Raw genomic sequence first — 25335 nt, 5'->3', positions numbered from 1 at the left:
TCGTGTACGGTCGGGCGCGGCCAGCCGAGGCCGCGCAGGTCAGTCGGCGTCCGGCCCGCGCAGACCAGCCGTCGCGGCGTCGGCCGCCGCGGCGAGCCACTGCACGTCGCTGCCGATCGTGAGGACGGTGTAGCCCTGCGCCAGCAGGTCGCGGGCGGTCACGGCATCGGCGCACGGCATGCCGACCTGGACGCCTGCCGCCAGGCAGGCCTTGCGGACCCGCTCGATCGCATCGGCGTGCGGGCCGGGGACCGGGATCGGTGTCGGTGGCAGCCCGAGCCCGACGGCCAGGTCCGCGGGACCGAGAAACACCCCGTCGACGCCGTCGACGGCGACGATCTCCTCGACGTTGGCGACCCCGCGCGGGGACTCCACCATCACCAGGCAGACCGGCTCGGCCGAGAGCCGTTCCGGGGAGCGGCCGAGGAGCCGGCCCGCCCGCAGCGGCCCGAAGCTGCGCTCGCCTGCCGGCGGGTACCGGAACGCGCGGACGGCGCGGCGGGCGTCCTCCGCCGTCTCGACCATCGGCACGACGACGCCGAGCGCGCCCGCGTCAAGGACCCGTCCGATGAGCACGGCGTCGTTCGCCGCGATCCGGACGACCGGCGCGACCGGCCGTGACCCCAGCGCCATCAGGCACTGCACGAGGGCGTCGAAACCGTAGAGTCCGTGCTGCGCGTCAAGCAGGACGAAGTCGACGTCCGGCCCGGCCAGCAGTTCGACCACGGCGGGCGCGGCCGTGGAGCACCACGTGCCGAGAGCGGGCTCGCCCGCCGACCAGCGTCGGCGCAGCGGTCCGGGAATTTGTGGAGTTGTCAATGCCGGCACTCCTGTCACTGGTGAGCCTCGATGCTAGCCGCCGCGCGACTACCCGGTCAACGTGTACGTTTATAAGTGGCAGAGGTCCATCGTGGCCGGTCACAGCCGAGCCGCCGGCGTCGCGGACGGTCCCGAGCCGGGCTCAGCGGTCGGTGAACCGGGCGATCGCCTCCGCTCCCTGCGGCAGACCAGCATGAGTAGGTTCCGGAGCGGCCCTCGGACCTGCACCGGGCAGGCGGCCGGCCGGCTGGTCACGTGCCTGCCGGGACGGCGGGTTGATCAGATCTAATTGCACGACGATCCAGCCAACGTATATGTTGATAGAAATGAAGGGTGGGCCGTCGTCACGATGATGGCCGGAATGACCTCGGGAGGGACTGTGCAGCCAGTGTCGTCGGGCTCGCTCTCTGGCACCCCTTCGGTCGGGGTGCCGATCGGAGGTTCCGAGTGATCCGGGTCACCGGAGTGTTCGACCGGGTGACCGGGGCACGGCTATCGTGGCCGGCCGACTCCGGGCTGTACCTGCGGGCCGCCGGAGGCTGTCACACCCAGGCGGTGCTGATCGACGTCGAGGCGGTGGGCCAGGTCCGGCCGGGGGCGCTCGCCACGCTGCGGCGCGCCGCGCACGCCTGCGTCGTGCGGTCGGTGGGGTTCGCCGTCGTCGGGGCCGCGGAGCCGGAGGACCGGCTTAGCCGGGCCGAGCGCGACGAACTCGCCCGGCACCGGCGCCTCCCGAACGTGGTGGCCGTCCTGAAGTACACGCCGGGTGCGGCCCGGCTGCTGGCCGGGCCGCGGTGAGCGATTCGCCCGCCGCGGGCGTCCGGATCGAGGAACACGCCAGGCATTTGCGCCTGGTCGTCGACAGGCCGCCTGTCAACGCGTTCACCGTGCCGATGTACGACCTGCTCACCGAACTCATCGGCGCCCACTGCGACGATCCGCGCCCGCTGCTGGTGCTGGGCGCCAACGACATCTTCTCGGCCGGCTTCGACATGGGGGACGTCGCGGGTTCGAGCGGCGAGCCGGAGGTCGGCCCGGAACTCGAAACGGTCACCCGGGCTGCCGTCCGCTGCCTCGCCGCCGTCGAATCGCATCCGGCGCCGGTGGTCGCTGCCGTCGAGCGCGCAGCCGTCGGGTTCGGACTGCTGCTCGCCGCGGTGGCCGATGTGCTGGTGCTTTCCGAGGCCGCCCGCATCGGCATGCCGGAGGTTCGGCACGGGATGGTCAGCGAGCCCGGCCCGCTCCGCCGGCACCTCCCGCCGGCATGGGTGCGCCGTATCTGCCTTGGCGGCGAACTGCATCGCGTGGCGGACATGAGCCTGGCCGGCTCCGGGATCATCCACTGTGGCCGCGGCGAAGCGGTGAAAACGGCGACCGCATTGGTCGAGGTTATGGGCAGCGCCGACGCGGCCGACGCGGCCCGGATCAAGCAGCGCCTCCAGCTCCTCTGACCGAAAGGTGTCGCGGCCGCGTACCTGTCGCGGGCCACAACTTACTGGTGGCCTGTTTCCGTGAGTCGCCGGGCCCGGACGCAGGTGAGGTCAGGGGAGTGCGGGCGAGGAGGGCGGTGACGTCGGCAGTTCCGTCCAGATCGGATCGCCGCACTCCGCCCGGGACCGTGAGAGCGCGCCGTGCGGCACGGAAAGCGTGCGGGCGATTCACGATCTGCAGCCGGCTCGGCACGCCTGTTCCAGGCTCGGGCAGCACAGTGCGGTCCTCGACTGCGCAGACCAGCGGATTCGTGGTTCGAGTCAAGGTGTCGACGCGCGGGTCCGCGGGCACCCCCAGTTGCGCGGCCAGGCTGACGTCCATGGTCAGGCCGATTCCGGCGACGGCGACACGGCATGCCCGGTTGCCGGGTGCGGCGAGGGCGGCCCGGAGCCTGCGGGCATCGGTGAGGGCCCTGAAAGTGAACTCGGGTCTTGTTCGCCTGGCAGCGGGTCCCCGGTGGCTGCGCAAACGACACATCGGGATCAACTGGAAGGACCTCTATCGGCGGTTCCTGACCGGTCGTACCGGTCGTCGGCCGCAAGAGGGCAAGGTGGAGCTGTTCCAGTGCCCGAAGGTGGAGGTCACCCGCTACCGCTGGCGTGGATTCAACATCCCCACCCCATGGGCAACGGCAACCGCAACCGTATGGCCAAAGGGAATCGGAAGCACAGTTCAAGACGGTGGGGTGCTGTCCGGTGTTTCCCAGTGTCTTCGGCTCGTTCGCCGGTGCCCGTAGTTTCTGTCGCAGGTTCTTCGGCTGTTGCAGCCGTGAGCAATACCACTCCGGGATCGGCCTGCATACGCCGTTCAGCGTGCATATCGGTACGGCGCAGGCCATCCAAGAGCGGTGCGGCGCGACGATCGAGGTCTTCCGCATGGCGAACCCGCAGCGGTTCACCCGCAAGCCCTCCCTGCCCACGCTTCCAGACGTGGCGTGGATCAACAGGCCCGACAGCGACCAGGGCCAACAGCCCAAGGAGGCGGCAGCTTAGTGCGACGTTCCTCACCGGAAGTACAGATCCACCTCGGTCCTGGCATCAGGAGGGCGGACCCGGCAGTCTCGGTTTCCTCGCAGCGCGTAGGAACGGAGCATTAGTGGTTACGGCCCCGGTGTCCCTTTTGACTTGACACATGCCGTCGGTGCGTGGGCTGGTCACGGATGTCGGCGCGGAATGCGAGGATCTCGCGCCCCTGCTCGCGGACCAGCTTCTCGGTCTCGTCCAGATCGTCGGCGGTGGCCATCGCGTAGCCGACGGATTCGACCGGCCTGCACGAGTCGACGGCGATCACGTCGGTGCCCTCGGCCGCGAAACTCACCGCGGCCCGCCGCTCCTGACCGCGCGCCGCACCCGTGATGAAGACGACCCGCCCGTCGAGCTGTCCCACCGCGTCCTCCTTCGAGCACGGGGCGGCGCCGGCGGTGTTCGGCCGCCGGACGGACCCGCCCCGTACCCGTGAGTGCGTCAGCGTTGATCGATCTGGCACCGGGACGCCCACCAGCGGTATCCCGGTGCCGACCAGGTCGACCCGTCTCAGCGGTCCCACGGCAGCGCGGCGCGCTGCAGCAGGCGCAGGACCGTGTTGGTCAGTACACCGAGGATCGAGATGGAAATGATTCCGATGTACATGAAGCTCGGGATGCCGATGTTCCACGAGTTCCAGATCATGTAGCCCAAGCCGGCCTTGGCGGCGACGAACTCCGCGCCGACCAGCGCGAGGACCGCCATGCCCGCCGCAATCCGCAGCCCCGTGAAGATCTGCGGCGCCGCCGACGGCAGCACGATGTGGCGGATCATCTCGATCTTGCTGAGCCCGAAGCTCCGCCCTGCCTCGATGTGCGCTATCTGCACTTCCTCCAGCGCGCCGGTGGTGTTGATCAGCACAATCCAGAACGTGGTGATGCCGATGAGCACCAGCTTCGGCGTTTCGCCGATCCCGAAGACCAGCAGAAGCAACGGGAGAATCGCGAGCTTCGGGATGGTGTAGAGCGCGATGATCGTGGGCTCCAGAGCCCTACCGACCAAGCGGGCCCGGCCGATCAACAGGCCGGCGATGATGCCTGGGATCGTTCCGAACAGGTAGCCGAGGACGATGCGCTGCGCACTCACGCCGAGGTGGGTCCAGTACGTGCCATCGGCGATGCTTTCGCCCCAGGAACCGATGATCGTGGTCGGCGCGGGGAAGAATCGGGCGTCGATCGCACCGACCTGCGCGGCCAGCTCCCAGGAGCCGATCAGGAGCAGCGGGATGAGCACGGCAAGCGTGTTCGTGACCCGCCGATCGATGCGGGCCGCGCGGGCCGGGTTCAGCTCACGTCGGCCCGGGACGAGAACGATCGGCTTGGCAGTCGCTGCGGTGGTGGGTTTGGTCGAGTCCAAGGTTCGCGTCATCACTTTGCCTTCTCGTCTTTCCTGAGCTGGTCCTCGACCTGGCTGCGGATCAGGGACCAGATGTGCTCGTGCAGCTCCCCGAATCGCTCCTCCTGGCGCACCTCGGCGGGCGAGCGCGGGCGTTCGAACGGGACAGCGACGTCGGCGATCACCCGCCCCGGCCGGGCGCCCATGACGATGATGCGATCGCCGAGCAGGATCGCCTCCTCGATCGAGTGCGTCACGAAGACGACCGTCTTGGCCTCTTCCTGGCTCAGCGCGAGCAGCTGCTCCTGCAGCAGCAGCCGCATCTGCGCGTCCAGCGCGGCAAGCGGCTCGTCCATCAGCAGCATCTCGGGGTTGCAGGCGAAGGCGCGCGCGATCGCGACACGCTGGCGCATGCCACCGGAGAGCTGAGTGGGCCACGCCTCCTCGAAACCGCTGAGACCCACGCGGCGCAACCACGTTGTGCTGATCTCCTGCGCCTCGCGGCGTCCAACCCCTTGTGCGCGGATCGGTAGTTCGACGTTCTCCCGCACCGTCTTCCATGGGAAGACCGAGTAATCTTGGAACACCACCGACCGCGCCAGCCTGGTCGGGTCGTCGTGGCGCACCACCGCTCGGCCGACGCTGGGGTTGGCCAGCCCCGCGAGGATGCGGAGCAGCGTTGTCTTCCCGCAGCCCGATGGGCCGACCAGGCAGCAGAACTGGCCGTCGGGAATATCGAGGTCGACTTCCTGCAGGGCTACCACGTCACCAGTGGCGCTGGGGAACGTGCGCCCCACACCCTGGATCGTGACCCTCGGATGATCGAACAGCGTCTGTGCGCCGACTGTCGACTGTTCTCGTGCACTGACCATGGTGGGGCGTCCTCCGCGTCGTCGACCAAGGCGTGTCAGGCCGTGAGCGGAACCATATCCACCGACCAAAAGCTGCGTCAACAGTGCTGTTTAAAAACAGCCGTACCGGAACCCGCCGAACAGCCCGTGGTCGTGCTCGGCGTCGAAGAGCACGAGGCCGAAGCTCGGATCGCCGAGAATCTCCACGGCGATCGGCGCCGCGCTGGAGCACCAGCCGCCGAAGAGCGGCTCGTCAGCGGCTCAACGTGTGCGCAGCAGAGCGAGCGGTGGCCGTGGTAGACGGACCGACTCCACCGCGTCGGCACGTCGGCCACGACGACGCGTTCCGCCAGGCGCTCGTGGCGCCACCAGTAGCTCGAAACGGCGCCGACGCTGATGCTCGCCAATTCAGATCCTTGATGCCACGTCCCCCGCAGAACGCCCCCTTGGACACCTCCGTGCATCCTGCCGCCGACTACCGCGACCGGACGATCGGGAATCTCATCGGCGTACAGCTGCACATTCCTCTTCGAGTCCGCGAAGGGAATCCCGGAGTACGAGAAGAAGGAGAGCGGCGTGCCACAGTCCGTCGTCTTCGCGATCCGTTCGAGCTTCTCGAGACAGTCCTTCGGCGTACCGTGGATGTGGAGATCACGGTAGAGCGCCGCCGCCTCGTCCTTGCCTGAGACGCCGATCCGACCGGAGACCCTCGCGCGGCCGACCGCTTGATCGCTCCGAACCGCACGTCCCGATCTCCGCGCTCGCGCCTACCGACGGGCGGTCAGGCAAAGCGCAGCCGGTCAGGCGATCTCGTGGCCGTGGCGGAAGAAGATCAGAGAACAGTTGCCACGTTCGACGCAGATCTCGTGGTCGCCGCCGTCGTGCACGGCGACGATGTCGCAATCGACCCACGCCGGCGCTCCGCCGAGGCGTGGGGAACCGCTCGTAGCGGACGTCCAATCGAGGCCGTCGAACTTCGGCCCGCCGGAGATGGCGAACCGGCGATACGCCGCCCGCTGGTCGGTCGCGAGGATGCCGGCACAGAACCGCTTCGACGCCTGGAGCCCGGCCACGGCGTCGACGTCTTCGCCGCGCAGAACCCGACGAGCGGTGGATCGAGCGAGATCGAGAAGAACGAGCCGGCGGCGAGACCGAGCGGACCACCGCTGCCGATGGCGGCGATTACGGTGACTCCGGCCGGGAAGTGGCCGAGCACGTGCCGGAAGCGCAAGGGGTCGACCGCGGCGACGGCGGCTGCGACAGCGTCCATGACCGAGACGACGGTCATCAGTCACAACCACTTCAACATGTGTGTTGACATAGCTTGGTTTACGGTTGGATGCCGACCGGGCCCAAGCCCACGCCGTCGCCGTTGTTGGGGACGGGCGCCTCTGACTATCCCGGCTTGACGATGCCGACAAGGATGGTCTCGGTCATCCCGTCGGCGATGTCATTAGCGGTCAGCGCGCCCTCGGGCACGAACCAGCGTGATGTCCAGTTCAACATCCCGACGACGAGCTTGGCGAACACCTTCGGCGGCAGGGTGATCGCGAACTCCCCCGCGTCGATCCCGTCGCGCACGATGGACTCGATGAGGTCCTCCATGCGGCGACCGGAGTGGACGACCTCCTGGTTGAGGTGGCCGTCGATGACCGCCGAGCTGTTCTCCTGGAAGAAGATGTAAAGCTGCGGATAGTGCCGCTCATAGGCACGCATGACCGCGCGCATCGCCACCCGCAGGCGCTCCTTGGGTGGCGCGCTGCTCTCGGCGACCTCCCCCAGTTCTGCGACCAGTTCGGCCACGCCGTCGTGGATCGCCTCTCGGAAGATCGCATGCTTGTCGGCGAAGTAGTAGTAGACCGTCGCCCGGTCGAGGCCCGCCTCCTTCGCGACGGCCTCGACCGTCGTGCCGCTGAGGCCGTTGCGGGCCAGGACGGGCCCGGCGGCCTTGAGGATCTGGTCACGCTTGGCGCCGTAGCGGGTGCGGTCTCGTTGCAACGCCGCTTCACGTTTCATCGCGAGCGTTGGCGGATCCTTGACGGATCTCGATGGCCTTGGTTTCTCCACAGTTTCCACATCCTGTCAATTTACGACCGTGCTGCGGCCGATGCTCCGGCCGAGTGTGCCACACCGGCACACGGACGCCGAATGTGATTCTATTCAACCCGACCGTTTACATTCGTGCGTCCTGTTTGTTGATTTTCGTCGGTCGGCAGGCGTCGCGCGCGGGCGAGCGCGAGAGCCTGTCCCGAAGCGGTGCAGCAGATGCTTGCGGACGCTGAGGAATGGCTCTGGCGCGAACTTGATGATCGCTGGCGATGCCTCGCCAAGCCTTCAACTTGTTGATCAGGCGCTCGACGGTGTTCCGCGCGGCCCAAGCGGCGCAGGTTCGGCGCCGAGTACGAGCTGCGGACCGTGGCCGAGTACGACGCGCTGACCGAGCCGGGCGCCAAGGGAGCGCTGTTGCGCCGCGAAGGATTGCACTCCACCCACATCCTGGACCGGCGACCGGCCCGCGATCACGGGGCGCTGCAGGCGCTGGAGGCCAAACCGCCGGTGTGTAAAGACGCCAAGAGCCCGGCCGAGAAGGAGGCCGAGCGGCTGCGGCGGGAGAACGGGAAGCCTGCCGCGGCACTGGCCAAGACCCAAAAAGCACTGACCTGGGAAAAGCTGCGGGACCTGACCCGTTATCGGCGCCCCGTCGACGACGTGTGGCCGGTCGGTGCGTCACCACCGATCCGACCGCGCCGGCCAGATCGGCGGTCTATCATGAGGCATGTGCATCAGGTCCAGGCCAGCGACGGGGAGGGGTTGATGGAGGAGAAGCCGCGGCGGCCTCGGTCTGCCAAGCGGGCCCCCACGCTGGCCACGAAACGGGAGGCGGCGCAGCGCAAGGACCGCGCCCAGTACGGCGCGAAGCGCGAGAAGATCCTCAAGGCCGCAGGTCTCGTCCTCGCCCGCAACGGGCTCGGCGGTACCACTATCGAAGCCATTGCGCGTGAGGCCAACCTCGACCGGGCAACCGTCTACTACTACTTCTCCGACAAGCACGCGATCTACCGAGAGGCGATCCACGACGGCGTCGCCGATCTGGTCTCGGGGCTGGAGGAGATCAGCAAGGCCGACCTGCGCCCGCAGGCCCGGCTGCGGGAGTCGATGCGCGCCGTCATGCGGGCCTACGAGCGGCACTATCCGCAGCTCTACATCTTCTTTCAAGAAGGGGCGAGCTCGACGGTCATCGACACGCACCTCAACCAGGATCTCATCGACTCGGGCCGCCGGGCAGAGGATCTGATCGAGGCCACGGTGCGCGAGGGGATTGAGTCTGGGGAGTTCCACCTCGCCCTGCCGCCGAAGGTGTTCGCCAAGCTGGTCGTGGGCATGCTGAACTGGACGTCCCGCTGGTTCGTCCCGGACGGTGCGCTGAGCGCCGAAGACATTGCCGACGGCATGACCGAGACAGTGCTGAGCGGGATCGTGCAGCGGACGCCGTAACTCCCGCAGTCTCGGTCCAGGAACCCGGCGCAGGAGGGTGTTGGCGAGGCAGGGTCCCTGTGTGACCGTGGCGACGCCGAGACGACCGCTGCGCTACCCCGACCGACCACGCGCCGGGCCACCACCACGCACGCCGCGATCGCAGACAGCCATCCGACGAAGATCAACCCGACGCACACGGGCCTTGATCAACACTTGGCGAAAGACCGGGGCCAGGGCGCCACCGTCGCGCCGGGACACGAACCAACGTCCGCAACGCAAATCAACGATAGTGCTGACTTGGATTCAGCTTCCCCTGTTCGCTGGCTTCCAGTCCGCTTCTGTGCTCGGCACGAAAACCGAATGCAATCTTCAACAATAGTGTTGTCTTTCTGAGGGGGGCGCGGGTAGATTCGTGCCCACTCGACGGGTGTCTGCTCGACGACGCGGAGGTCCACCTATGGCAATGTCCCCCGGATCGCCCACGGGCATCACGACACGAGGGCACGACGGTCGTCTTCGTTACCCTGTTCGCGTAGTTGCACGAGCACATCTGGTCCCCGGTCCGCAGCCAGGTGGAGGGCCGGCTCGACCGGCCGGTGCGCTGCTGCGCCTGGGGCAGCGGCTCTGCCTGCCCTGGGACCGATGAGCGCCGCGGGAGCGGGGCCGGTCGGTGCGGTGCTCGGGCTCGACGGGAAGGCGGCGCTCGTCGTCGGGGGCGGGTTCGGTATCGGGCGCGCCGTTGCCCGGATGCTCTCCGCTCTCGGTGTCCGGCTCGCCCTGATCGACCTCGACGGCGAGCGGGCCACCGCCGTGGCCGCGAAGCTCAGCGCCCTCGCGATCAGGGCCGACGTGCGAGAGCCGGGAGCGGCGCGGGCCGCCCTGCTGCGGTCCGAGGAGCAGCTCGGCGGGCTCGACATCCTCGTCAACGTCGTCGGCCGGGGAGTCGCCGCACCGGCGGCAGAGGTCTCGGCCGCGCTGCAGCGCGAGGCCCTGGAGACCAACTTCCTGCACCACGTCGAGTTCTGCTCGGCCTTCGCCGCCGCGGCCCGGGCGCGGGGCCGCGGCGGCGCGATCACGCTCGTCTCCTCGTTGGCGGGCGTGGTCCCGTTCCCGGGCCAGGCCGCCTACGGCGCGGCCAAAGCCGCGCTGAACTCGTACACGATGAACCTCGCGGTCGAGCTCGGCCCGCACGGCATCCGGGTGAACACCGTCGCTCCCGGGATCGTCCGGACCGACCGCAATCCCCGCGACGGCGACACCGACCAGGAGCTCGCCCGCGCGATCCCGCTCGGGCGGTTCGCCGAGCAGGACGAGGTGGCCACAATGGTCGTCGTCGTCAGCTCGGCGGCTGCCTCCTACCTGACCGGCCAGACGGTCGTGCTCGACGGCGGTGCGGGCATGACCACTGGTTTCTGGCGGCCGCCGCCGCTGGACAAACCCTGATCGAGGAGCAGAGAAACGGGTTTCATCGACGTGCACTCGCACGTCTTGTCGGAAGGACCCGGGCCGGGGCAGTGCCGCGGCCCGGGCCCTTCCGGTTCTCAGCTCAGCCGCTCGATCACCATGGCCATCCCCTGGCCACCGCCCACGCACATCGTCTCGAGCCCGAACTGCCCGTCCCGCGCCTGCAGCGCGTTGACCAGGGTCGTGGTGATCCGCGCCCCGGTCATCCCGAACGGATGGCCGAGCGCGATCGCACCGCCCCGGACGTTGAGCCGCTCCATGTCGATGCCGAGCTCGCGCTGACAGGCCAGGACCTGCGCCGCGAACGCCTCGTTCAGCTCGACGAGGTCGATGTCCCCGATCGTGAGCCTCGCCAGGTGGAGGGCACGGCGGGTCGCCTCGACGGGCCCGAGGCCCATGATCTCGGGGGACACCGACGAGACCGCGGTCGAGACGATCCGCGCGAGCGGGGTGAGGCCCAGCTCGGCGGCGCGGCGGTCGCTGGTCACGACCACGGCGGCGGCACCGTCGTTGAGGGCGCAGCAGTTGCCGGCCGTGACGGTCCCGCCCGGCCGGAACACCGGGGGCAGCGCGGCGACACCGTCGTAGGTGACACCCCGGCGAGGCCCGTCGTCGTCGGTCACAACCGAGCCGTCCGGCAGGGTCACCGGGGTGATCTCCCGCGCCCACACGCCTTCGTTGGCGGCCCGCTCCGCCAGGTTCTGCGACCGGACCGCGAACTCGTCCTGATCGTGCCGGCTGACGCCACACAAGCCGGCCACGTTCTCGGCCGTCTGCCCCATTGCCAGGTAGACGTCGGGAAGCTCTCCGGCGATGCGGGGATCGGTCCACTGGGCGCCGTCGCGGGCCCGCGCGGCGGACCGGGCCTTGGCCTCGGCGAACACGGGGTTGGTCCAGGGGTTCACCGTGCGCTCCAACGGGTCGGCGCCGGTGTCGATGGGTGGGTTGTCGCTGCTGCCGAGGCGGGAGCGGGACACGCACTCGACCCCCGCGGAGACGAACGCGTGCCCCTCACCGGCCCGGATGGCGTGCAGCGCCATCCGGGTGGTCTGCAGAGAGGACGCGCAGTAGCGGGTCACGGTCGTCGCGGGAACGCTGTCGGTGCCGAGCAGCACGGACACGACGCGGCCCATGTTGAACCCCTGCTCGCCGCCTGGCCGGCCGCAGCCGAGCAGCAGGTCGTCAAGGGTCTCCGGACGCAGCGCGGGTACCTGCGCCAGGGCGGCGGCCACTACCTGGCGGGTGAGCTCGTCCGGGCGGATCGTCCGCAGCGACCCCTTGAACGCGCGTCCGATGGGGGATCTCGTCGCTGCGACAATTACGGCGTCCGGCATAGTTGTCCTCCGTCTCGAGGCTGCTGCCGCCTGCGGCCGGTGCCGCGGCGGGAAGGGGGAGCGGGCTGAAGCGGGGGCATGCATGCCATGCCCCCCGATGGTCGGCTGAGGCGAGCATCGAGCCCATCAGCGGGGCGGCTCGGGCGTGGTCTGTCGCGAGGTGGACCTGATCGGCCTCGAGGATCTGCCGTTTCATGACCGCCCAGCTCCCGGCGGCCGGGCCGTTCAGGGCTGCGATGACCGGGTTCGGGTACACCGCGAGCTCGTGCAGCCGGTGGCGGGCCGGGTCGGCCGCTCGCAGCGTCGCCTCCTCGCTGTCGAGCGGCGACAGCGAGGCACCCGCGCGGAAGGCGCGCCCGGCCCCGGTCACGACGGGGACCCGTACGTCGGAATCGGCCGCCAGACGGTCGAGCGCTTCGAACAACGCGTCCTCAGCTCAGGTGAGTCCATGTTCGATGACCCTAGTCAACGGCACACCCTTATTCAACGCTTACGTTAACAAGTGTGCCAGACTGTGGATGTGTCAATCGACCCTGAGGCGAATCGCGTCGCCGTCCCGGACGGCGGCACCATGGGGCCGGGTGTTGCGCAGCTGCCGGCCACGGTCGGCGACGAGGTGGCGTTGGCCGACCGGTCGTCGGCGCAGTTCGAGCGGGTCGGTGCCGCGAGGCGGGCTAGCCTCGACCGGCTGGCGGGCAAGAGCCGACTGGCCGCCGAGGCGGCGGAGCAGACGCGGGTCCGGATCCGTGTCGGCCTCGGGGAGGTGATTCAGGGGGCCGCGGTCGTCGTCGAGGCGGGCGACCTGGACCTCGGGTGAGGCGGGCGGTGCCGGGGGGTGCTTCGCTTCCTATTTTCAACGGCAACGTTGACAAATTGAGAGTGGCCTCCCTATCGTGGAACGACGCCGTTCGCCGCCCGATGCAGGCCAGTTGCGACGGCGGTACCGTCGGAGGGGAGTCGTTGTGATCGATGAGCCGGAGCCGCGTCGCCAGACACCACAGGAGCTTCGGGGGCTGGTGGGATCCGCGAACATTCCGACCCTGCTCATGGTGATCTACCAGGTGACCAGAGACGAACGCTGGCTCCGGCCGCCCTATCTCCCGACCAGGAGCAAGGGTCTGGGCGATCACGACTCGGGTGGGCTGCCCGAGCCTGTGCAGGAGGAGATCCGCGCCGCCGGCGTCCGTGCGCTCTTGGACCTGCAAGACGGGCGCGCCCCGGCCATCGCGCTGCCGGATCCAGAGCAGACCCGCCGCATGCTCGAGGCGTGCGTGGGGGAGCCGGTGGACCGGAGCTACGGCGAGATGTTCGCGCGGGAGTTCCGCCGCCGCGCGGGTGCGGACGACGGGCCGGCCCGCCCGGTGCGCGGCGGCTCGGACCTCCGCGTACTCGTCATCGGCGCGGGGGTGTCCGGCATCATCGCGGCCCACCGTCTCGAGCGCATGGGTGTCTCCTATCTCGTCGTCGACAAGCACGACGCGCCCGGGGGGAACTGGCTGGACAACCGCTACCCCGGTGCGGGGGTCGACACACCCAGCCACCTCTATTCGTTCTCCTTCGCGCCGCGCGATTGGACGCAGCACTTCGAGCTTCGGGGTGAGCTCGAGCGGTACTTCGCGGACACGTTCGACAGGATCGGCGCGCGCCCGCGGACCCGTTTCGGCACCGAGGTCGTACGGGCCGAGTTCGACGAGGGTCGGCAGCTCTGGGACGTGGAACTGCGCGACAGCGACGGCCTGCGCGAGTCGATCTCGGTCAACGCGATCGTCAGCGCGGTCGGCATCCTGAACCGACCGTTCGTTCCAGCGCTACCGGGTCTGGAACTTTTCGGCGGGCCGTCGTTCCACTCCTCGGAGTGGAACGACGATCTCGACGTCACCGGCAAGCGGGTCGCGGTGATCGGGAGTGGTGCGAGCGCGATGCAGATCGTTCCGGCGATCGCCCCTTCGGTGCGCGGCTTGACCGTGTTCCAGCGGACCCCGCCATGGGTCGCGCCCTTCGAGAAGTTCCAGCAGCCGATCGACCCAGGGGCGCGCTATCTTCTGCGCACCTTTCCGCTCTACCGAACGTGGTACTGGCTGAAGCTCTACTGGCAGTTCGGCGACAAGGTCCTCGACGCGCTGCGCAAGGACCCCGACTGGCCCCATCCCGAGCGGGCGGTCAATGCCCGAAACGACGGCCACCGCGAGTTCTTCACGCAATACATCCGCGATGAGCTGGCCGGCCGGGAGGACCTGTTCGGCAAGGTCGTCCCCGACTACCCACCCTTCGGCAAGCGCATCCTGCTCGACAACGGCTGGTACCGGGCGCTGTGCCGACCGAACGTGGAACTGGTGAACGAGGCCGTCACCAGCGTCGTCGAGGGCGGGGTGGTGAGCAGTTCCGGAGCCGTCCATGAAGCCGACGTCCTGGTGTGGGCGACAGGCTTCACAGCATCGCGGTTCGTGTCGTCGCTGGAGATCATCGGCCGGGACGGGCAGTCCCTCCGCGAGGCATGGGACGACGACGACGCGCGTGCCTACCTCGGGGTGACGGTGCCCGGCTTCCCCAACCTCTTCCTGCTGGGCGGGCCGAACTCGTTCCCGGGCAGCGGCAGCTTCATGCACTTCATGGAGGTGCAGATGCGCTACGTCGGCCGGCTGCTCACGTGCATGTTCGACCTCGATATCCGGGCGATCGACGTCCGGAAGGACGTCTTCGACGAGTACGCGGAGCTCGTCGACCGGACCAGCGCCACGACCGTGTGGACCCACCCCGGGACGGACACCTTCTTCCGCAACTCGCGCGGCCGGCTCGTCTTCGTTTCGCCCTTCCGCAACGTCGAGTACTGGACGCGGGCGCAGAGCGCCGGGCTCGAGGACTACGAGATCGTCGCGGCGCCGTAGCCGGTCCCGTCCACGCCCTCACCCCGCCCGCGACACACGCATTCTTACTATGCAATTGAGTCAACGCAAGAGTTGAAAACTGGGTCGGCCCGTGGTTAGCATGGCCCGGGATCTGTAGCCCGCTGGGCCGGTGCTTGCGCCGCCCGGTTCCGCGATGGAGGGAAAGTGTGACATGGACGTCGAATCGGTGATCGCGGAGCTTGGCGGCGCCCCGCGACGGTTGCTCATCGACGGGCGATGGGTCCCCGCCGTCTCGGAGAAGACCTTCGACACGATCAATCCGTCCACCGGTGCCGTCATCGCCTCCGTCGCGGAGGGCGACGCGGAGGACATCGACCTGGCAGTGGCCGCGGCGCGCCGGGCGCTGGAGGGGCCGTGGCGCCGGTTCACCCCCGTCCAGCGGCAGAACATCCTGCTGAGGTTCGCGGAGCTGGTCGAGAAGCACATCGACGAGCTCGCTCTGCTCAACGTCATTGACATGGGCGTCCCGTACAGCTGGCAGATGGGGGTTACCCGCGGGGGCGTGAAGCCCGGGAACCCGGTCGAGACGATCCGGTACTTCGCGGGCTGGGCGACGAAGCTGCACGGCGAGACGGTGCAGAACTCGCTGTCGACGCCACTGCACAGCCTCACGCTGCGCGAGCCGGTCGGCGTCGTTGGAGCGATCATCCCGTGGAACTCGCCGCTGGCCGCGCCGGTGTGGAAGATCGCACCGGTACTCGCGACCGGGTGCACGATAGTGTTGAAACCGGCGGAGGAGGCCCCGCTCACCCCGCTGCGACTGGGCGAGCTGCTCCAGGAGCTCGACCTGCCACCGGGCGTCGTCAACGTGGTGACCGGCTATGGGGAGACCGCGGGTGCCCGGCTGGCCGCTCACCCCGACGTGAACAAGATCGGCTTTACCGGTTCGACGGCCACCGGGCGCGAGATCATCCGGGCGTCGGCGGTCAACATGAAGCGGGTGCACGTCGAGCTCGGCGGCAAGTCGCCGGACATCGTGTTCGCCGACGCCGATCTTGATGTCGCCATTCCGGGTGCCGCGATGGGGATCTTCGCCAACAATGGGCAGGTCTGTAGCGCCGGCAGCCGGATCTTCGTCCAGCGCCCGGTCTACGAGGAGTTCGTTTCCCGCTTCGCCGAGGAGGCCGCCCGCCTGAAGGTGGGCGACGCGCTCGACCCGGACACCGAGATCGGGCCGATTGTGTCTCGAGCCCAGCTCGACCGGGTGGCCGGCTACCTCGAGTCCGGTCCCGCGGAGGGTGCCCGCGTCGTGGCCGGCGGGCACCGGGTCGAGGACGGTGAGCTCGCGAAGGGGAACTTCGTTGCTCCGACTGTGTTCGCAGACGTGCGCGACGAGATGCGGATCGCCCGGGAGGAGATCTTCGGCCCGGTGGCGTCGGTCCTGCCCTTCGACACCGTCGACGAGGTGATCCGGCGCGCCAACGCGACCGAGTACGGGCTCGCGGCCGGGGTGTGGACCCGGGACGTCGGGCGGGCGCACAAGATGATCGATGCGCTGCAGGCGGGGAACGTCTATGTCAACACCTGGGGTCAGGTCGATCCCTGTATGCCGTTCGGTGGGCTGAAAACGAGCGGGTACGGCAATGAGCTCAGCGGCCACGTGCTCCACGAGTACCTCAACACCAAGGCGGTCTGGATCCGCGTCGACGACTGACGTCGTCGGCCAAACCACCCGAACCACTCGAACCACGATGCCTGAGGAGGCACCTATGAACACCAGGCCGGTCGAGGAACTGATCCACTGGTTCGCCGAGGAGTACAACAAGGGGGTCGGCTACGCGAAGGTCGTGCTGCACCCCGAGGGAACGCTTGTCGAGCGGCCCAGTGCGGCGTACCCGGAGGGCCGGACGGTGGATCTCGCCGGCCTGATGGGCATGGAGGAGCGCCAGCTCGCCCTGCAGCCGGACCGGAAGATCACGCTGGAGCGAGTCGCCGCGCTGGCCGAGGAGGGCCACGGGCTGATGCAGTACACCCACGTGGGTCACACCGCCGACGGCACCGAGCTGACGTTCTGGGGGCTCAGCCTGCTGGAGTTCAGGGACGACCTGGTCTACCGGTGGGTCGACACCGTGGTGCGCTTCAAGCAGGAGCCGGGGGCCACCGAGCGGGTCCCGTACTGATCGACGCCCCTTCCGCACGAGAGTTCGGTGGACATGTGGCCGGGTTACCGGAGTTCGACGTCGCAGGCCAGGTCGTGATCGTCACGGGTGCAGGGCGTGGCATCGGCCGCGCTCTCGCGCTCGACCTCGCGGCATCGTCCGCGACCGTCGTCGCAGTCAGCCGGACCCGCTCCGACCTCGACGCCTTGCAGGCCGAGATCGAGGAGGCCGGTGGCGAGGCCGTGACGGTCGTGGCCGACCTCGCCACGACCGACGGGGCCCGCACGCTGGTCGAGAAGGCGGTGGCGGCGTGCGGGCGGATCGACGGCTTGGTCAACAACGTGGGGTGGGACGTGCGGCGCGACGCCGTGGACTACACCGAGGACGAGGTCGACCGGATCCTGTCGGTCAACCTCAAGGCGGCGTACTGGACGAGCGTCTACGCCGCGAAACGGATGCTCGAGCAGGGCACGGGCGGCGCGATCGTGAACGTGGCCAGCCAGGCAGGGATCCTCGGCAGCCATGGGCGGGCCCCCTACAGCGCCGCGAAGGCGGGCCTGCTCAACCTGACCCGGTCCCTCGCCACCGAGTGGGGCCGGGCGGGCATCCGGGTCAACGCGCTGGCCCCGGGGGTGACCCTCACCGATCCGGTCCGGATGTCGCTGGCCGCGCGGCCACACTTCGCCGCGGAGGTTCGCGAGCGCATCCTGCTCGGCCGGCCGGCGGACCCTCGCGAGGTCGGCCTGCCGATCCTGTTCCTGCTGTCGCCGGCTGCGGCGATGATCACCGGGCAGACGCTGGTGGTCGACGGGGGCTGGACGGCGGCGTGGAGCGTGTCGAAGGCCGATGGGTCCATCGTCTGACGGCGGCGGTCACGAAGCAGGAGGGACGGACGGCAGTGCCGGCGTTCGTTGTTCTCACCCTGAGCGCGCATGGTGGTCAGGATGGCCGGCAGGTCCGGGTGACGGTCGGCGCGCCGACAGAGCCCGATGTCACCGCGTGGCTCCTCGGACGGCGGAAGGGCTTCTTCGAGGAGCATGGAGTCAAGGCCGGCGACATTGTCGCGGGCCAGGGGGGTGCCACGGAGCGGGTCGGTGCAGGCGGTCTCGGTGAGGGAGTCGCACTGCTGGAGGGCGGTGACGTCGATGTCGCCGGCGCGACCTCGTCGGCGATCGCGAAGGACCCGTCGAAGTTCAAGCTGATCGCCTCGGCGGCGGACCACCTCCCGGAGTTCCAGGCGACGGTCCTCTCCGCGCGGATGGACTACGTGAAGAACAGCCCGCGTGCAATCGGAAGGCATCCTGGCCGGGCTGAACGAGGCCCACCAGCGATCCAGCGGAATCCCGACGAGGCCGGCGAGATCTATGCCGCCGAGATCGGTATCGAGCCCGGGCAGGGCAGGTTGAAGATCCGCAACGCACTGGCTGCCAACATCGACCAACTGTCCCGCGCCGATGTCGTCGGCTCGGATCATCGACGGGAGTGCACGCGTACCACTGCCGCTCACACCGCGAGGTTTTGGCCACAACGTCCGGGGCTCGCCGCGACCGCCTGCGCCTAGACCCCCGGCTCCAGCCAGCAGATGTCCGAAGGATCGAAGAGAAGAGGTGCGGACCGGATGGAGATCATCCCGACCGACGAGATGGATTGGAAGACCGTCGTCGCGAACGCGCGCGTCGGTGACGTGCAGAACAAGTACGTCCGGGAGGGGGAAGTCCTGCCCGGCGTCGGGTACGCCGCCGACTGCTACAACTACGTGGGCGGAGAGAACGTGTTCACCGCTCCGCGCCACCGGCACGACTTTGAGCAGATCCGGATCTCCATGACCGGCGTCCAGGACTTCGGGCGCGGCCAGGTGACCGAGGAGGGCTGGATCGCCTACTTCCCGGCCGGGGCATACTACGGGCCGGAACGGATCGACGGGGCGTCGATCTTCCAGATCCAGTGGAGCGACGCCTGGGTCTCCCGCGCTGCGCACGACAAGGCGTACGCGGAGCTGAAGGAGAAGGGCGTCTTCAGCGACGGCAAGTACGTCTACACGGACGAGAACGGCGAATCGCAGACGAAGGACGCGCTCAACGCCATCTGGGAGCACGTGTACCGGCGCCCCGCGGCGTCCGCGATCCCGGCTCCCCGCTATCCGGATCCCATCCTGATGAACCCGGATGCCTTCGAGTACGTCAGCGACGGAGACGGCCTCTCCACGAAGGCGCTCGGCCGATTCACCGAGCGTGACCTTACGATCACCAAGATCCGGTGGGATGCCGCTGTCGACTTCGAGATGCCGGCTGACCGCACGTACTGCCTGTTCACGAACGACGGTGAAATCGCCGTCGGGGACGGGCGTTTCGGTCGGCACACCGTCGTCTGGTCCGACCTTGGGGAGACGGTGCGGGTCACTGGCGATCCAGGCACCGAGGCATTGTGCATCGCCTTCCCGAGCGCCCGGTTCGCGTCGCTGGTGGCCGACCATGGCTGAGACACTCACCTTTGGCGCGACCTACCCGACCCAGGACCTCGGCACCGATCCGCTCGTCCTTGCCGAGTGGGCGAAGGGACTGGAGGAGATCGGGTTCGGGGAGCTGTTCATCCCCGAACACGTCGTCGGCGTCAACGCCGAGGTTCGCACTGAGTGGCGCCCGCTCAACCCGAACACGCTCGAGACCGGCAAGCCGATCTACAGCCACCGCAACCCCTTCCTCGAGCCCTTGATCGCGATGGGTTTCCTGGCCGGGCTGACCCATTCGATCACGCTCACCAGCGGCATCCTGATCGCACCTCAGCGGCAGACGGCGCTGATCGCCAAGCAGGCCTCGGTCGCAGACGTGCTCAGCGGCGGGCGCGTGCGACTGGGTATCGGCGTCGGCTGGAACGATGCCGAGTTCGCAGCCATGGGCGCCGACTTCCGTTCCCGCGGCCGGCGGATGGACGAGCAGATCGACGTGCTGCGTCGGCTGTGGACCGAGGAGACCGTCACCTTCCAGGGGCGGTTCGACACACTCGATGCCGTGGGCCTGTGCCCGATGCCGGTCCAACGGCCCATTCCGTTGATCATCGGTGGCGACTCGGATCCCGCGATGGAACGGGCCGCGAGCCGGGGGGACGGTTGGTTCCTGACCCACACGGCGGCCGAGTCGGTGGATCGCACGAAGCGGTTCTGGGACCGCGTCGACGAACTCGGGCGTCGGGACGGGATGACCCTGGTCGGTACGATCTACCAGGGCCCCCGTGAGCCCGAGGCGTTGCTCGACGAGGTCGCGGCGTGGGCCGAACTCGGGGCGACGCACCTGAACCTGCGGACGGCGACGTATCCAGTGCAGTGGACGGAGGCAGGGGACCCCGTGCGCAAGACCGACGTTGACGAGCACATCGACGCCCTGCGCCGGGTAAAGGAGGCCTGGGAGGGGCGCTGAGCTCGGCGCCGTGACACGGCGGCGTAGCGGGCAGGATGCGCCGCTACGCCGCCCCGCCGGTAGGCCAGGGTCTGCGGCTTCGTCGCCTGCAGCGCGGCGTACCCGTACTCGTGCGCACGCCACGCCCTGGTGCGGTCGGCGAAGGCGCGATCGTCAGGGCTCTCGGACCCACGCGCCCTTCCGGTCCCCACCAGGCTGAGCGGGATCGGTCAGTGGGCCGAGCACGTGCCGCCACTCGACCACGGAGCTGGGCCGGCCGTGGGTCGGCGACAGGGGGAGAGGATCGGGTCCGACGCGCCTCGGTCATGGCGACACCCCTCAGGGCTGGGTGTTGCGACCACCTTTAGAGCCCAAGAGTTCCTCTATCGCCCGCTCGAGCATGCGCAGCGGCGGCCGCACGATCCACGGCAGGCGGGCGGTGTGGACGCGGAGGCTCTCCGCCATCCACCGGTTGTAGCTGCGCGCGAGCGCTGCCTCCTCAAGCGGGTTGTCCAGCTCCATGCCGGTGTAGAACGTGGAGATCAGCACCTGAACGTCGATGTCGAGCGCGTCCATCGCCTCGATGCGCTTGGCCGGGTCGGTCAGGTCGAGCATCCCGGGCTCGTACGTGTTGACGGCGGCGCAGCGGCTCCATCGACGCCCCGGCGCAGAACCCGCGGCCGGCGCCGGTGAGCACGACGACGCGTACCTCGGGCGCGGCGGCGGCCGCGTCGAGGGCGCCGAACAGCTCGGCCTCCAGCTCGTAGGTCCAGGCGTTGAGCTCGCCGGGCCGGTTGAGGGTCAGCAGCGTGACGCCGTCGCTCGCGTCGGCGACGAGGACCGTCGGGGTGTCCATGCCCCGACCTTATCCGGCACCGGCACGGTGCTCAACGGTCACGTTGGCTGAATTTAGACGGCTGTCAGCCATAGACATGCACTTCCTCAACTTTAGTGTTGACCGTTGTCGGCGACCCTGCTTATGCTGCGGCGGTCGGTCGCGGTGGCGTCCGCGGTCGAGGCGATCGGGACGGTTCAACGAGGAGGCGGCGATGGCAGAGTTGTCCGGAACGACGATGGACCTGCTGGAGGCGACGCTCGACGTCGACGCCCACGAGATGACGCCGTCGCACCTGTGGGGCGAGGCGTGCGCGCGCGAGCCCGCGGTCGTCCCGGCCGGCGCGGCGGAGTTCAACGCGTTCCGTCGCGCGATCCATGACCAGGTGGTCGGGGCCGACCGCGTGCCGGGCTGACCGGCACCGCACCGCCCGCACCGCACACCGCACCCCGACCGGGTGCGGCGCGTGGCCGGCTCGCCGGAAGGAACACCATGTCCGCCACCGTCGGTGACAAGGCCACGCTGCGCGCCGAGTTCGACCCCGCCGTGTTCGACGACCCCGACGCGTTCTGCCCGGGCCGCGACAAGGCCCGGCTGCACTTCACATTCGGTCACACGTCGCACCATTGCATCGGCGCCAGCCTGTCCCGGCTGGAGGGCCGGATCGCGACCGGGCTCGACGTCGAGTGGGACCTGCCCGCGAGGGCATAGCCGGCCGCCGGCCGGGCGGCCGTGACCCGCCCGGTGCTGCGGCTCCAGGAAAACGGAGGTTGCAATGAGGAAGCATACCCTGTGGCGGCTTGTGGGCGTCGCGTGCGGCGCCCTGCTCGTGGCGGGCGTCGCGGCGTGCGGCTCGGGCGGGGGCGGTGACACGCAGGCCCCGGCCCCGGGCGGGCCGCCGCTGCATCTGAAGGTCGGGACGGCGTTCTCGCTGACCAGCGCGCCGCTGCTGGTGGCGGCCGAGCGCGGCTACTTCAAAGACGAGGGGCTCGACGTCGAGTTCGTCTCGGCCAGCGGCGCCGATGCGCAGACGATCACCGCCGCCGGGCAGATGGACGGCTACTTCGGCAGCCTGTCCGCCAGCTACTTCAACGGCATCGCGAACGGCATGAACACCCCCATGATCGGCTCCGGCGGCACGTCGTCGGCCGACGGGCGGGCCCAGATCGAGATGGTCGTGCCGGCCGACTCGCCGATGCGGAATCCGGCGGAGCTGAAGGGCAAGAAGGTCGCGATCCCGGGCGGCGACACGGTGTCGGCGGTGTGGCAGGTCGACACGATGCTGCGCGAGCACGGGATCACCCTCGCCGACCTCGAGCTCATCAAGCTCGGGTTCGCCGACGCCCCGGTGGCGCTGGCCAACGGCCAGGTCGACGCGATGCTCGGGTTCTACCCGTCGCTGGCCAATCTGCTGGCGCAGAAGCAGGTCAAGATCATTGGCGACATGTCGAAGGCCTACCAGGTCAGCGGCGGCGCGTTCGTCGTCGGCCCGACTCTGACCAAGGACAACCGGCAGGCCGGGGCGGCGTTCGTGCGGGCCATGAACCGGGCCGTCACCAACGACCTGCAGGGCGACTACCTCGCCGACCCGGCCATGGTCACGCTGCTGTCGAAGCTGACCAACATCCCGGAGGACGTCATCAAGCAGTGCCCGGCCCCGACGTTCGCGCCCGGGCTGCCGCTGTCGGCGCAGGCGATCGACGAGATGCAGACGTTCTTCCGGTCCCGCGGCCAGCTGGCCTACGACCAGAACATCCCGCTGGACAAGCTCGTCGACACCGAGCTGATCAGCGACGCGTCCGCCACACCGGTCCGGTGACGACGGTGACCGCCGCGCTGCGCACGCTGGACGAGGCCGTCCGGCTCAACGACCCGCACTTTCACACCTACGAGGCCGCGGAGGTGTTCGCGCGGCTGCGCCGGGAGGACCCGGTGCACCACCACACGCCGCTGGACACCTGGGTCCTCAGTCGCTACGACGACGTCCGGCACGCCTCGCGTCACCCCGAGGACTTCTCGGTCGCGCACGGCATCCGGCTCGACAACGCGGCCGGCCAGCCGCCGGCGAGCGGCATGTTCGCCGACGGCGGGGAGTTCCTCGCCTACACCGACCCGCCCCGGCACACCGAGCTGCGCAAGGTGCTGGCGCCCGCGTTCACCGCCCGCGCCGTCGCCGCCCGCGAGGCCCGGATCCGCGACATCGCCGTGTCCGTCGTGGACCGCGTCGAGCCGGGCGCGGTCGTCGACTGGGTGCCGCTGGCGGCACAGATGCCGATCCTGGTCATGCTCGACCTGCTCGGGCTGCCCGCCACCGACGTCGACGACGTCCGGCGGTGGAGCGACGGGATGGAGCGGCTGTCCTACCCGCTGCGCCCGGGCGAGCTGCAGGAGGTCTACGCGCAGTTCGCGCCGCTGGGCGACTACCTGCGCGAGCAGATGCGCCGCAAGCGCGCCCACCCCGGCGACGACCTGACCTCGCTGCTGGTGGCGCCCCGCGAGGGCGGCACCGTCGTCACCGAGGCCAACGTCGTGACGTTCCTGCAGACCGTGCTCGGCGCCGGCAACGACACCACCCGGTCGCTGCTGTCGGGCATGGTCGTGGAGCTGGCCCGCCGTCCCGACCAGCTCGCCGCGCTGCGCGCCGACCCCGGGCTCGTCGACCGGGCCGTCGAGGAGGCGCTGCGGTGGATCACCCCGGCCCGCGGCTTCGTCCGCACCGTGGTGCGCCCCACCGAGATCCGCGGTGTCGCGCTGCGGCCCGGGCAGCGGGTCTACCTCGCCTACGACTCCGCCAACCGCGACGAGGAGGTGTTCGCAGACCCGGACGTGTTCGACGTGACCGTGCCGCGGCGCCAGCACGCCTCGTTCGGGTTCGGCACCCACGTGTGCATCGGCGCGGCCTACGCCCGCAAGGAAGCCGCCGCGCTGCTGTCCGCCCTGCTGCGCCGGTTCACCACGTTCGAGCTCGCCGGAGAGCCCGAACGCGTCGTCGCGGTGCTCCGTGAGGGGTACCTCGGCGCGCCGGTGATGTTCCGGTGAGGGATCAACCAAGAGGAGGAACGAGACCTGTGACCGAGAAGTCCACCGTGCGGCTCGCTGCCGTCGGCGACACTGCTGCCTTCCGCCGCGAGCCCGAGAGCGGCTACGCGTTCGCCGGGCCCGTGCTGGCCGGCTACGACGTCGTGTTCGCCCAGAACGAGCGCCTCTACAGCACCACCGAGGACACGATCCCCGCCGTCGGCTGGACGGAGATCACCCGGCCGGAGAACGTCGCGGCGCTGAAGCTGGGCAACTACGACGTCATCTCCTGCGCCAGCAACCACGCCATGGACCTGGGGCCCGACGTGCTGCTGGAGACGATCGAGGCGCTGCGCGGGGAGGGGTTCGCCGTCGTCGGCGCCGGGGCGGACAACGCCGAGGCGCGCACGCCGGCCTTCATCGAGCGCGACGGCACGTCCGTCGGGTTCCTCGCCTACTGCTCGCTGCTGCGGCCCAACTACGAGGCCGGGCCGTCGCGGGTCGGGGTGGCGCCGATGCGCGCGCACACCCACTACGAGCAGGTCGACTACCAGCCCGGGACGGCACCGCGGGTGCTGACGTTCCCGGTGAAGGACGACCTGGCCGCCATGACCGCTGACATCCGGGCCGCCAAGCAGCGCTGCGACGTGCTCGCGGTGTCGTTTCACTGGGGCATCCACCTGGTCAAGGGCGTCATCCCGGACTACGAGTACGACGTGGCGCGCGCCGCCATCGACGCCGGCGCCGACATCGTCATCGGCCACGGCCCGCACGTCATCAAGGCGATCGAGGTCTACGCCGGCAAGCCGATCTTCCACAGCCTCGGCAACTTCTGCTTCGACAACCCACGCCGGCTCATCGAGGAGGCCCGGGCCCGCAACGCCGAGTTCGACCACCTCATCGGCAGCCACCAGTCGATCCTGGAACCGACCGAGTACGACGAGTGGTACCACCCGTACACGATCTCGCCGGACCAGGTGCTGTCCATGATCGGCCAGGTCGACATTGTCGACAAAAGGGTCGCCCGAGTATCGTTCCGACCGGTCGTGATCAACAAGCGGGCTCAGCCCGTCGTCCAGGGCCGCGACGACAAGGGCTTCAGGCAGGTCCTCGAGTACATCGAGGAGGTCACCGCGGGCGTGGGACTGGACACGACGTTCACGGTCGAGGGCGACGAGGTCGTCGTCGCTCTGCGATGACGGGCCGCCCCGGCGGTCCGACCGCAGGCACGACCACCGGCGTGTTCCCCCGGAGACGGAAGTCGGTGACTGCAATGAGGCAGGTCCGCGTGC

General features: G+C 69.4%; 28 protein-coding genes and 2 pseudogenes. 19 read left to right on the top strand and 11 right to left on the bottom strand.

From position 1 onward, the window contains the following. Positions 1–39: 39 nt before the first annotated feature. Positions 40–819: an HpcH/HpaI aldolase family protein gene (locus ABT061_RS44140; protein ID WP_350929647.1), complete on the bottom strand. Its 780-nt coding sequence runs from the start codon at positions 817–819 to the stop codon at positions 40–42. A gap of 447 nt (positions 820–1266) precedes the next feature. Between ABT061_RS44140 and ABT061_RS44135 the strand changes: the two genes are divergently transcribed. The 3 genes from ABT061_RS44135 (at position 1267) to ABT061_RS44125 (ending at position 3302) form a co-directional block, all read left to right on the top strand. Beyond that, positions 1267–1617: a hypothetical protein gene (locus tag ABT061_RS44135; RefSeq protein WP_350929645.1), complete on the top strand. Its 351-nt coding sequence runs from the start codon at positions 1267–1269 to the stop codon at positions 1615–1617. Beyond that, entirely contained in the window at positions 1614–2270 is a 657-nt protein-coding gene (locus ABT061_RS44130) for an enoyl-CoA hydratase/isomerase family protein (protein WP_350929643.1), read from the top strand. Before ABT061_RS44135 ends, ABT061_RS44130 begins: the two co-directional genes overlap by 4 nt. Before the next feature lie 735 nt (positions 2271–3005). Further along, positions 3006–3302 carry a hypothetical protein gene (locus ABT061_RS44125; RefSeq protein WP_350929641.1) on the top strand — a complete coding sequence of 99 codons (297 nt, stop codon included), beginning with the start codon at positions 3006–3008 and terminating at the stop codon, positions 3300–3302. Positions 3303–3402: 100 nt separating this feature from the next. Here the strand turns inward: ABT061_RS44125 and ABT061_RS44120 are convergent, their stop codons facing one another. From ABT061_RS44120 to ABT061_RS44110, 3 genes are all read right to left on the bottom strand, one after another. Then, a complete protein-coding gene (locus ABT061_RS44120; protein WP_350929639.1) occupies positions 3403–3696 on the bottom strand; it encodes a Rossmann-fold NAD(P)-binding domain-containing protein in 294 nt (97 codons plus the stop codon). 146 nt (positions 3697–3842) lie between these two features. Continuing rightward, positions 3843–4700 (bottom strand): ABC transporter permease, encoded by an 858-nt coding sequence (locus tag ABT061_RS44115; protein ID WP_350929637.1) that lies wholly within the window; start codon positions 4698–4700, stop codon positions 3843–3845. Beyond that, the gene (locus ABT061_RS44110; RefSeq protein WP_350929635.1) at positions 4700–5539 is read right to left on the bottom strand and encodes an ABC transporter ATP-binding protein; all 840 of its coding nucleotides are present in this window, start codon (positions 5537–5539) and stop codon (positions 4700–4702) included. The genes ABT061_RS44115 and ABT061_RS44110 overlap by 1 nt, the downstream gene beginning before the upstream one ends. A 42-nt stretch (positions 5540–5581) precedes the next feature. On the opposite strand from ABT061_RS44110, the gene ABT061_RS44105 reads away from it, so the two are divergent. After that, positions 5582–5818, top strand: coding sequence for a hypothetical protein (locus tag ABT061_RS44105; RefSeq protein WP_350929633.1), 237 nt, complete (start codon positions 5582–5584; stop codon positions 5816–5818). 500 nt (positions 5819–6318) lie between these two features. On the opposite strand, the gene ABT061_RS44100 is transcribed toward ABT061_RS44105, so the two are convergent. The 3 genes and pseudogenes from ABT061_RS44100 to ABT061_RS44090 form a co-directional block, all read right to left on the bottom strand. Continuing rightward, positions 6319–6591, bottom strand: a complete 273-nt coding sequence (locus tag ABT061_RS44100; RefSeq protein ID WP_350929631.1) for a flavin reductase family protein — start codon at positions 6589–6591, stop codon at positions 6319–6321. A 14-nt stretch (positions 6592–6605) separates the two neighbouring features. After that, a pseudogene (locus ABT061_RS44095) lies at positions 6606–6788 on the bottom strand (flavin reductase); the annotation flags it as partial. A 125-nt stretch (positions 6789–6913) separates the two neighbouring features. Then, positions 6914–7534: a TetR/AcrR family transcriptional regulator gene (locus ABT061_RS44090; RefSeq protein ID WP_350929629.1), complete on the bottom strand. Its 621-nt coding sequence runs from the start codon at positions 7532–7534 to the stop codon at positions 6914–6916. 399 nt (positions 7535–7933) lie between these two features. Here ABT061_RS44090 and ABT061_RS44085 point away from each other — a divergent pair, with 399 nt between their 5' ends. Together ABT061_RS44085 and ABT061_RS44080 are read left to right on the top strand one after the other, a co-directional pair. After that, positions 7934–9013 carry a TetR/AcrR family transcriptional regulator gene (locus tag ABT061_RS44085; protein ID WP_350929627.1) on the top strand — a complete coding sequence of 360 codons (1080 nt, stop codon included), beginning with the start codon at positions 7934–7936 and terminating at the stop codon, positions 9011–9013. Between the two features lie 624 nt (positions 9014–9637). Beyond that, a complete protein-coding gene (locus ABT061_RS44080; RefSeq protein WP_350929625.1) occupies positions 9638–10438 on the top strand; it encodes an SDR family NAD(P)-dependent oxidoreductase in 801 nt (266 codons plus the stop codon). A 98-nt stretch (positions 10439–10536) separates the two neighbouring features. On the opposite strand, the gene ABT061_RS44075 is transcribed toward ABT061_RS44080, so the two are convergent. Both ABT061_RS44075 and ABT061_RS44070 read right to left on the bottom strand, forming a co-directional pair. Then, positions 10537–11793, bottom strand: a complete 1257-nt coding sequence (locus ABT061_RS44075) for an acetyl-CoA C-acetyltransferase (protein ID WP_350929623.1) — start codon at positions 11791–11793, stop codon at positions 10537–10539. A 205-nt stretch (positions 11794–11998) separates the two neighbouring features. Continuing rightward, a pseudogene (locus tag ABT061_RS44070) lies at positions 11999–12217 on the bottom strand (enoyl-CoA hydratase-related protein); the annotation flags it as partial. 96 nt (positions 12218–12313) lie between these two features. Here ABT061_RS44070 and ABT061_RS44065 point away from each other — a divergent pair. From ABT061_RS44065 to ABT061_RS44030, 8 genes are all read left to right on the top strand, one after another. After that, entirely contained in the window at positions 12314–12610 is a 297-nt protein-coding gene (locus ABT061_RS44065; protein ID WP_350929621.1) for a 3-hydroxyacyl-CoA dehydrogenase NAD-binding domain-containing protein, read from the top strand. Between the two features lie 145 nt (positions 12611–12755). Then, positions 12756–14678, top strand: a complete 1923-nt coding sequence (locus ABT061_RS44060) for an FAD-dependent oxidoreductase (protein WP_350929619.1) — start codon at positions 12756–12758, stop codon at positions 14676–14678. A gap of 172 nt (positions 14679–14850) precedes the next feature. After that, positions 14851–16353 carry an aldehyde dehydrogenase family protein gene (locus ABT061_RS44055; RefSeq protein ID WP_350929617.1) on the top strand — a complete coding sequence of 501 codons (1503 nt, stop codon included), beginning with the start codon at positions 14851–14853 and terminating at the stop codon, positions 16351–16353. 55 nt (positions 16354–16408) lie between these two features. Then, on the top strand, positions 16409–16819 hold the full coding sequence (locus ABT061_RS44050) for a nuclear transport factor 2 family protein (RefSeq protein WP_350929614.1): 411 nt from the start codon (positions 16409–16411) through the stop codon (positions 16817–16819). Between the two features lie 35 nt (positions 16820–16854). Beyond that, entirely contained in the window at positions 16855–17661 is an 807-nt protein-coding gene (locus ABT061_RS44045; RefSeq protein WP_350929612.1) for an SDR family NAD(P)-dependent oxidoreductase, read from the top strand. Then, positions 17625–18359, top strand: a complete 735-nt coding sequence (locus tag ABT061_RS44040) for a hypothetical protein (protein ID WP_350929611.1) — start codon at positions 17625–17627, stop codon at positions 18357–18359. The genes ABT061_RS44045 and ABT061_RS44040 overlap by 37 nt, the downstream gene beginning before the upstream one ends. Before the next feature lie 57 nt (positions 18360–18416). Further along, entirely contained in the window at positions 18417–19277 is an 861-nt protein-coding gene (locus tag ABT061_RS44035) for a hypothetical protein (protein WP_350929610.1), read from the top strand. Continuing rightward, entirely contained in the window at positions 19270–20211 is a 942-nt protein-coding gene (locus tag ABT061_RS44030; RefSeq protein ID WP_350929609.1) for an LLM class F420-dependent oxidoreductase, read from the top strand. Before ABT061_RS44035 ends, ABT061_RS44030 begins: the two co-directional genes overlap by 8 nt. Positions 20212–20529: 318 nt before the next feature. Here ABT061_RS44030 and ABT061_RS44025 read toward each other — a convergent pair whose 3' ends face one another. Together ABT061_RS44025 and ABT061_RS44020 are read right to left on the bottom strand one after the other, a co-directional pair. Then, positions 20530–20805 carry an amidohydrolase family protein gene (locus ABT061_RS44025; RefSeq protein ID WP_350929665.1) on the bottom strand — a complete coding sequence of 92 codons (276 nt, stop codon included), beginning with the start codon at positions 20803–20805 and terminating at the stop codon, positions 20530–20532. Continuing rightward, positions 20690–21046: an enoyl-CoA hydratase-related protein gene (locus ABT061_RS44020; RefSeq protein ID WP_350929606.1), complete on the bottom strand. Its 357-nt coding sequence runs from the start codon at positions 21044–21046 to the stop codon at positions 20690–20692. The genes ABT061_RS44025 and ABT061_RS44020 overlap by 116 nt, the downstream gene beginning before the upstream one ends. 193 nt (positions 21047–21239) lie before the next feature. Here ABT061_RS44020 and ABT061_RS44015 point away from each other — a divergent pair, with 193 nt between their 5' ends. The 5 genes from ABT061_RS44015 to ABT061_RS43995 all read left to right on the top strand — a co-directional run bounded on the left by ABT061_RS44015 (position 21240) and on the right by ABT061_RS43995 (position 25242). After that, positions 21240–21440: a hypothetical protein gene (locus tag ABT061_RS44015; protein WP_350929604.1), complete on the top strand. Its 201-nt coding sequence runs from the start codon at positions 21240–21242 to the stop codon at positions 21438–21440. 77 nt (positions 21441–21517) lie between these two features. Beyond that, on the top strand, positions 21518–21736 hold the full coding sequence (locus ABT061_RS44010) for a hypothetical protein (RefSeq protein WP_350929602.1): 219 nt from the start codon (positions 21518–21520) through the stop codon (positions 21734–21736). Positions 21737–21800: 64 nt separating this feature from the next. Continuing rightward, the gene (locus ABT061_RS44005) at positions 21801–22844 is read left to right on the top strand and encodes an ABC transporter substrate-binding protein (protein WP_350929600.1); all 1044 of its coding nucleotides are present in this window, start codon (positions 21801–21803) and stop codon (positions 22842–22844) included. Beyond that, on the top strand, positions 22841–24064 hold the full coding sequence (locus ABT061_RS44000) for a cytochrome P450 (RefSeq protein ID WP_350929598.1): 1224 nt from the start codon (positions 22841–22843) through the stop codon (positions 24062–24064). The genes ABT061_RS44005 and ABT061_RS44000 overlap by 4 nt, the downstream gene beginning before the upstream one ends. A 29-nt stretch (positions 24065–24093) precedes the next feature. Beyond that, positions 24094–25242 carry a CapA family protein gene (locus ABT061_RS43995; RefSeq protein ID WP_350929596.1) on the top strand — a complete coding sequence of 383 codons (1149 nt, stop codon included), beginning with the start codon at positions 24094–24096 and terminating at the stop codon, positions 25240–25242. Positions 25243–25335 lie beyond the last annotated feature (93 nt).

The organism is Streptosporangium sp. NPDC002544 (genome assembly GCF_040295965.1).
Classification (GTDB): domain Bacteria; phylum Actinomycetota; class Actinomycetes; order Streptosporangiales; family Streptosporangiaceae; genus Streptosporangium.
This window is presented reverse-complemented; position numbering and strand designations above follow the sequence as displayed.

Coding starts and splice junctions, on each gene's coding strand:
- ABT061_RS44035 (WP_350929610.1), top strand. CDS start 18,417: ATGGAGATCATCCCGACCGACGAGATGGATTGGAAGACCGTCGTCGCG.
- ABT061_RS44015 (WP_350929604.1), top strand. CDS start 21,240: ATGGCAGAGTTGTCCGGAACGACGATGGACCTGCTGGAGGCGACGCTC.
- ABT061_RS44055 (WP_350929617.1), top strand. CDS start 14,851: ATGGACGTCGAATCGGTGATCGCGGAGCTTGGCGGCGCCCCGCGACGG.
- ABT061_RS44020 (WP_350929606.1), bottom strand. CDS start 21,046: ATGGACACCCCGACGGTCCTCGTCGCCGACGCGAGCGACGGCGTCACG.
- ABT061_RS44080 (WP_350929625.1), top strand. CDS start 9,638: ATGAGCGCCGCGGGAGCGGGGCCGGTCGGTGCGGTGCTCGGGCTCGAC.
- ABT061_RS44110 (WP_350929635.1), bottom strand. CDS start 5,539: ATGGTCAGTGCACGAGAACAGTCGACAGTCGGCGCACAGACGCTGTTC.
- ABT061_RS44075 (WP_350929623.1), bottom strand. CDS start 11,793: ATGCCGGACGCCGTAATTGTCGCAGCGACGAGATCCCCCATCGGACGC.
- ABT061_RS44005 (WP_350929600.1), top strand. CDS start 21,801: ATGAGGAAGCATACCCTGTGGCGGCTTGTGGGCGTCGCGTGCGGCGCC.
- ABT061_RS44115 (WP_350929637.1), bottom strand. CDS start 4,700: ATGACGCGAACCTTGGACTCGACCAAACCCACCACCGCAGCGACTGCC.
- ABT061_RS44030 (WP_350929609.1), top strand. CDS start 19,270: ATGGCTGAGACACTCACCTTTGGCGCGACCTACCCGACCCAGGACCTC.
- ABT061_RS44090 (WP_350929629.1), bottom strand. CDS start 7,534: ATGAAACGTGAAGCGGCGTTGCAACGAGACCGCACCCGCTACGGCGCC.
- ABT061_RS44025 (WP_350929665.1), bottom strand. CDS start 20,805: ATGCTCGACCTGACCGACCCGGCCAAGCGCATCGAGGCGATGGACGCG.
- ABT061_RS44010 (WP_350929602.1), top strand. CDS start 21,518: ATGTCCGCCACCGTCGGTGACAAGGCCACGCTGCGCGCCGAGTTCGAC.
- ABT061_RS44050 (WP_350929614.1), top strand. CDS start 16,409: ATGAACACCAGGCCGGTCGAGGAACTGATCCACTGGTTCGCCGAGGAG.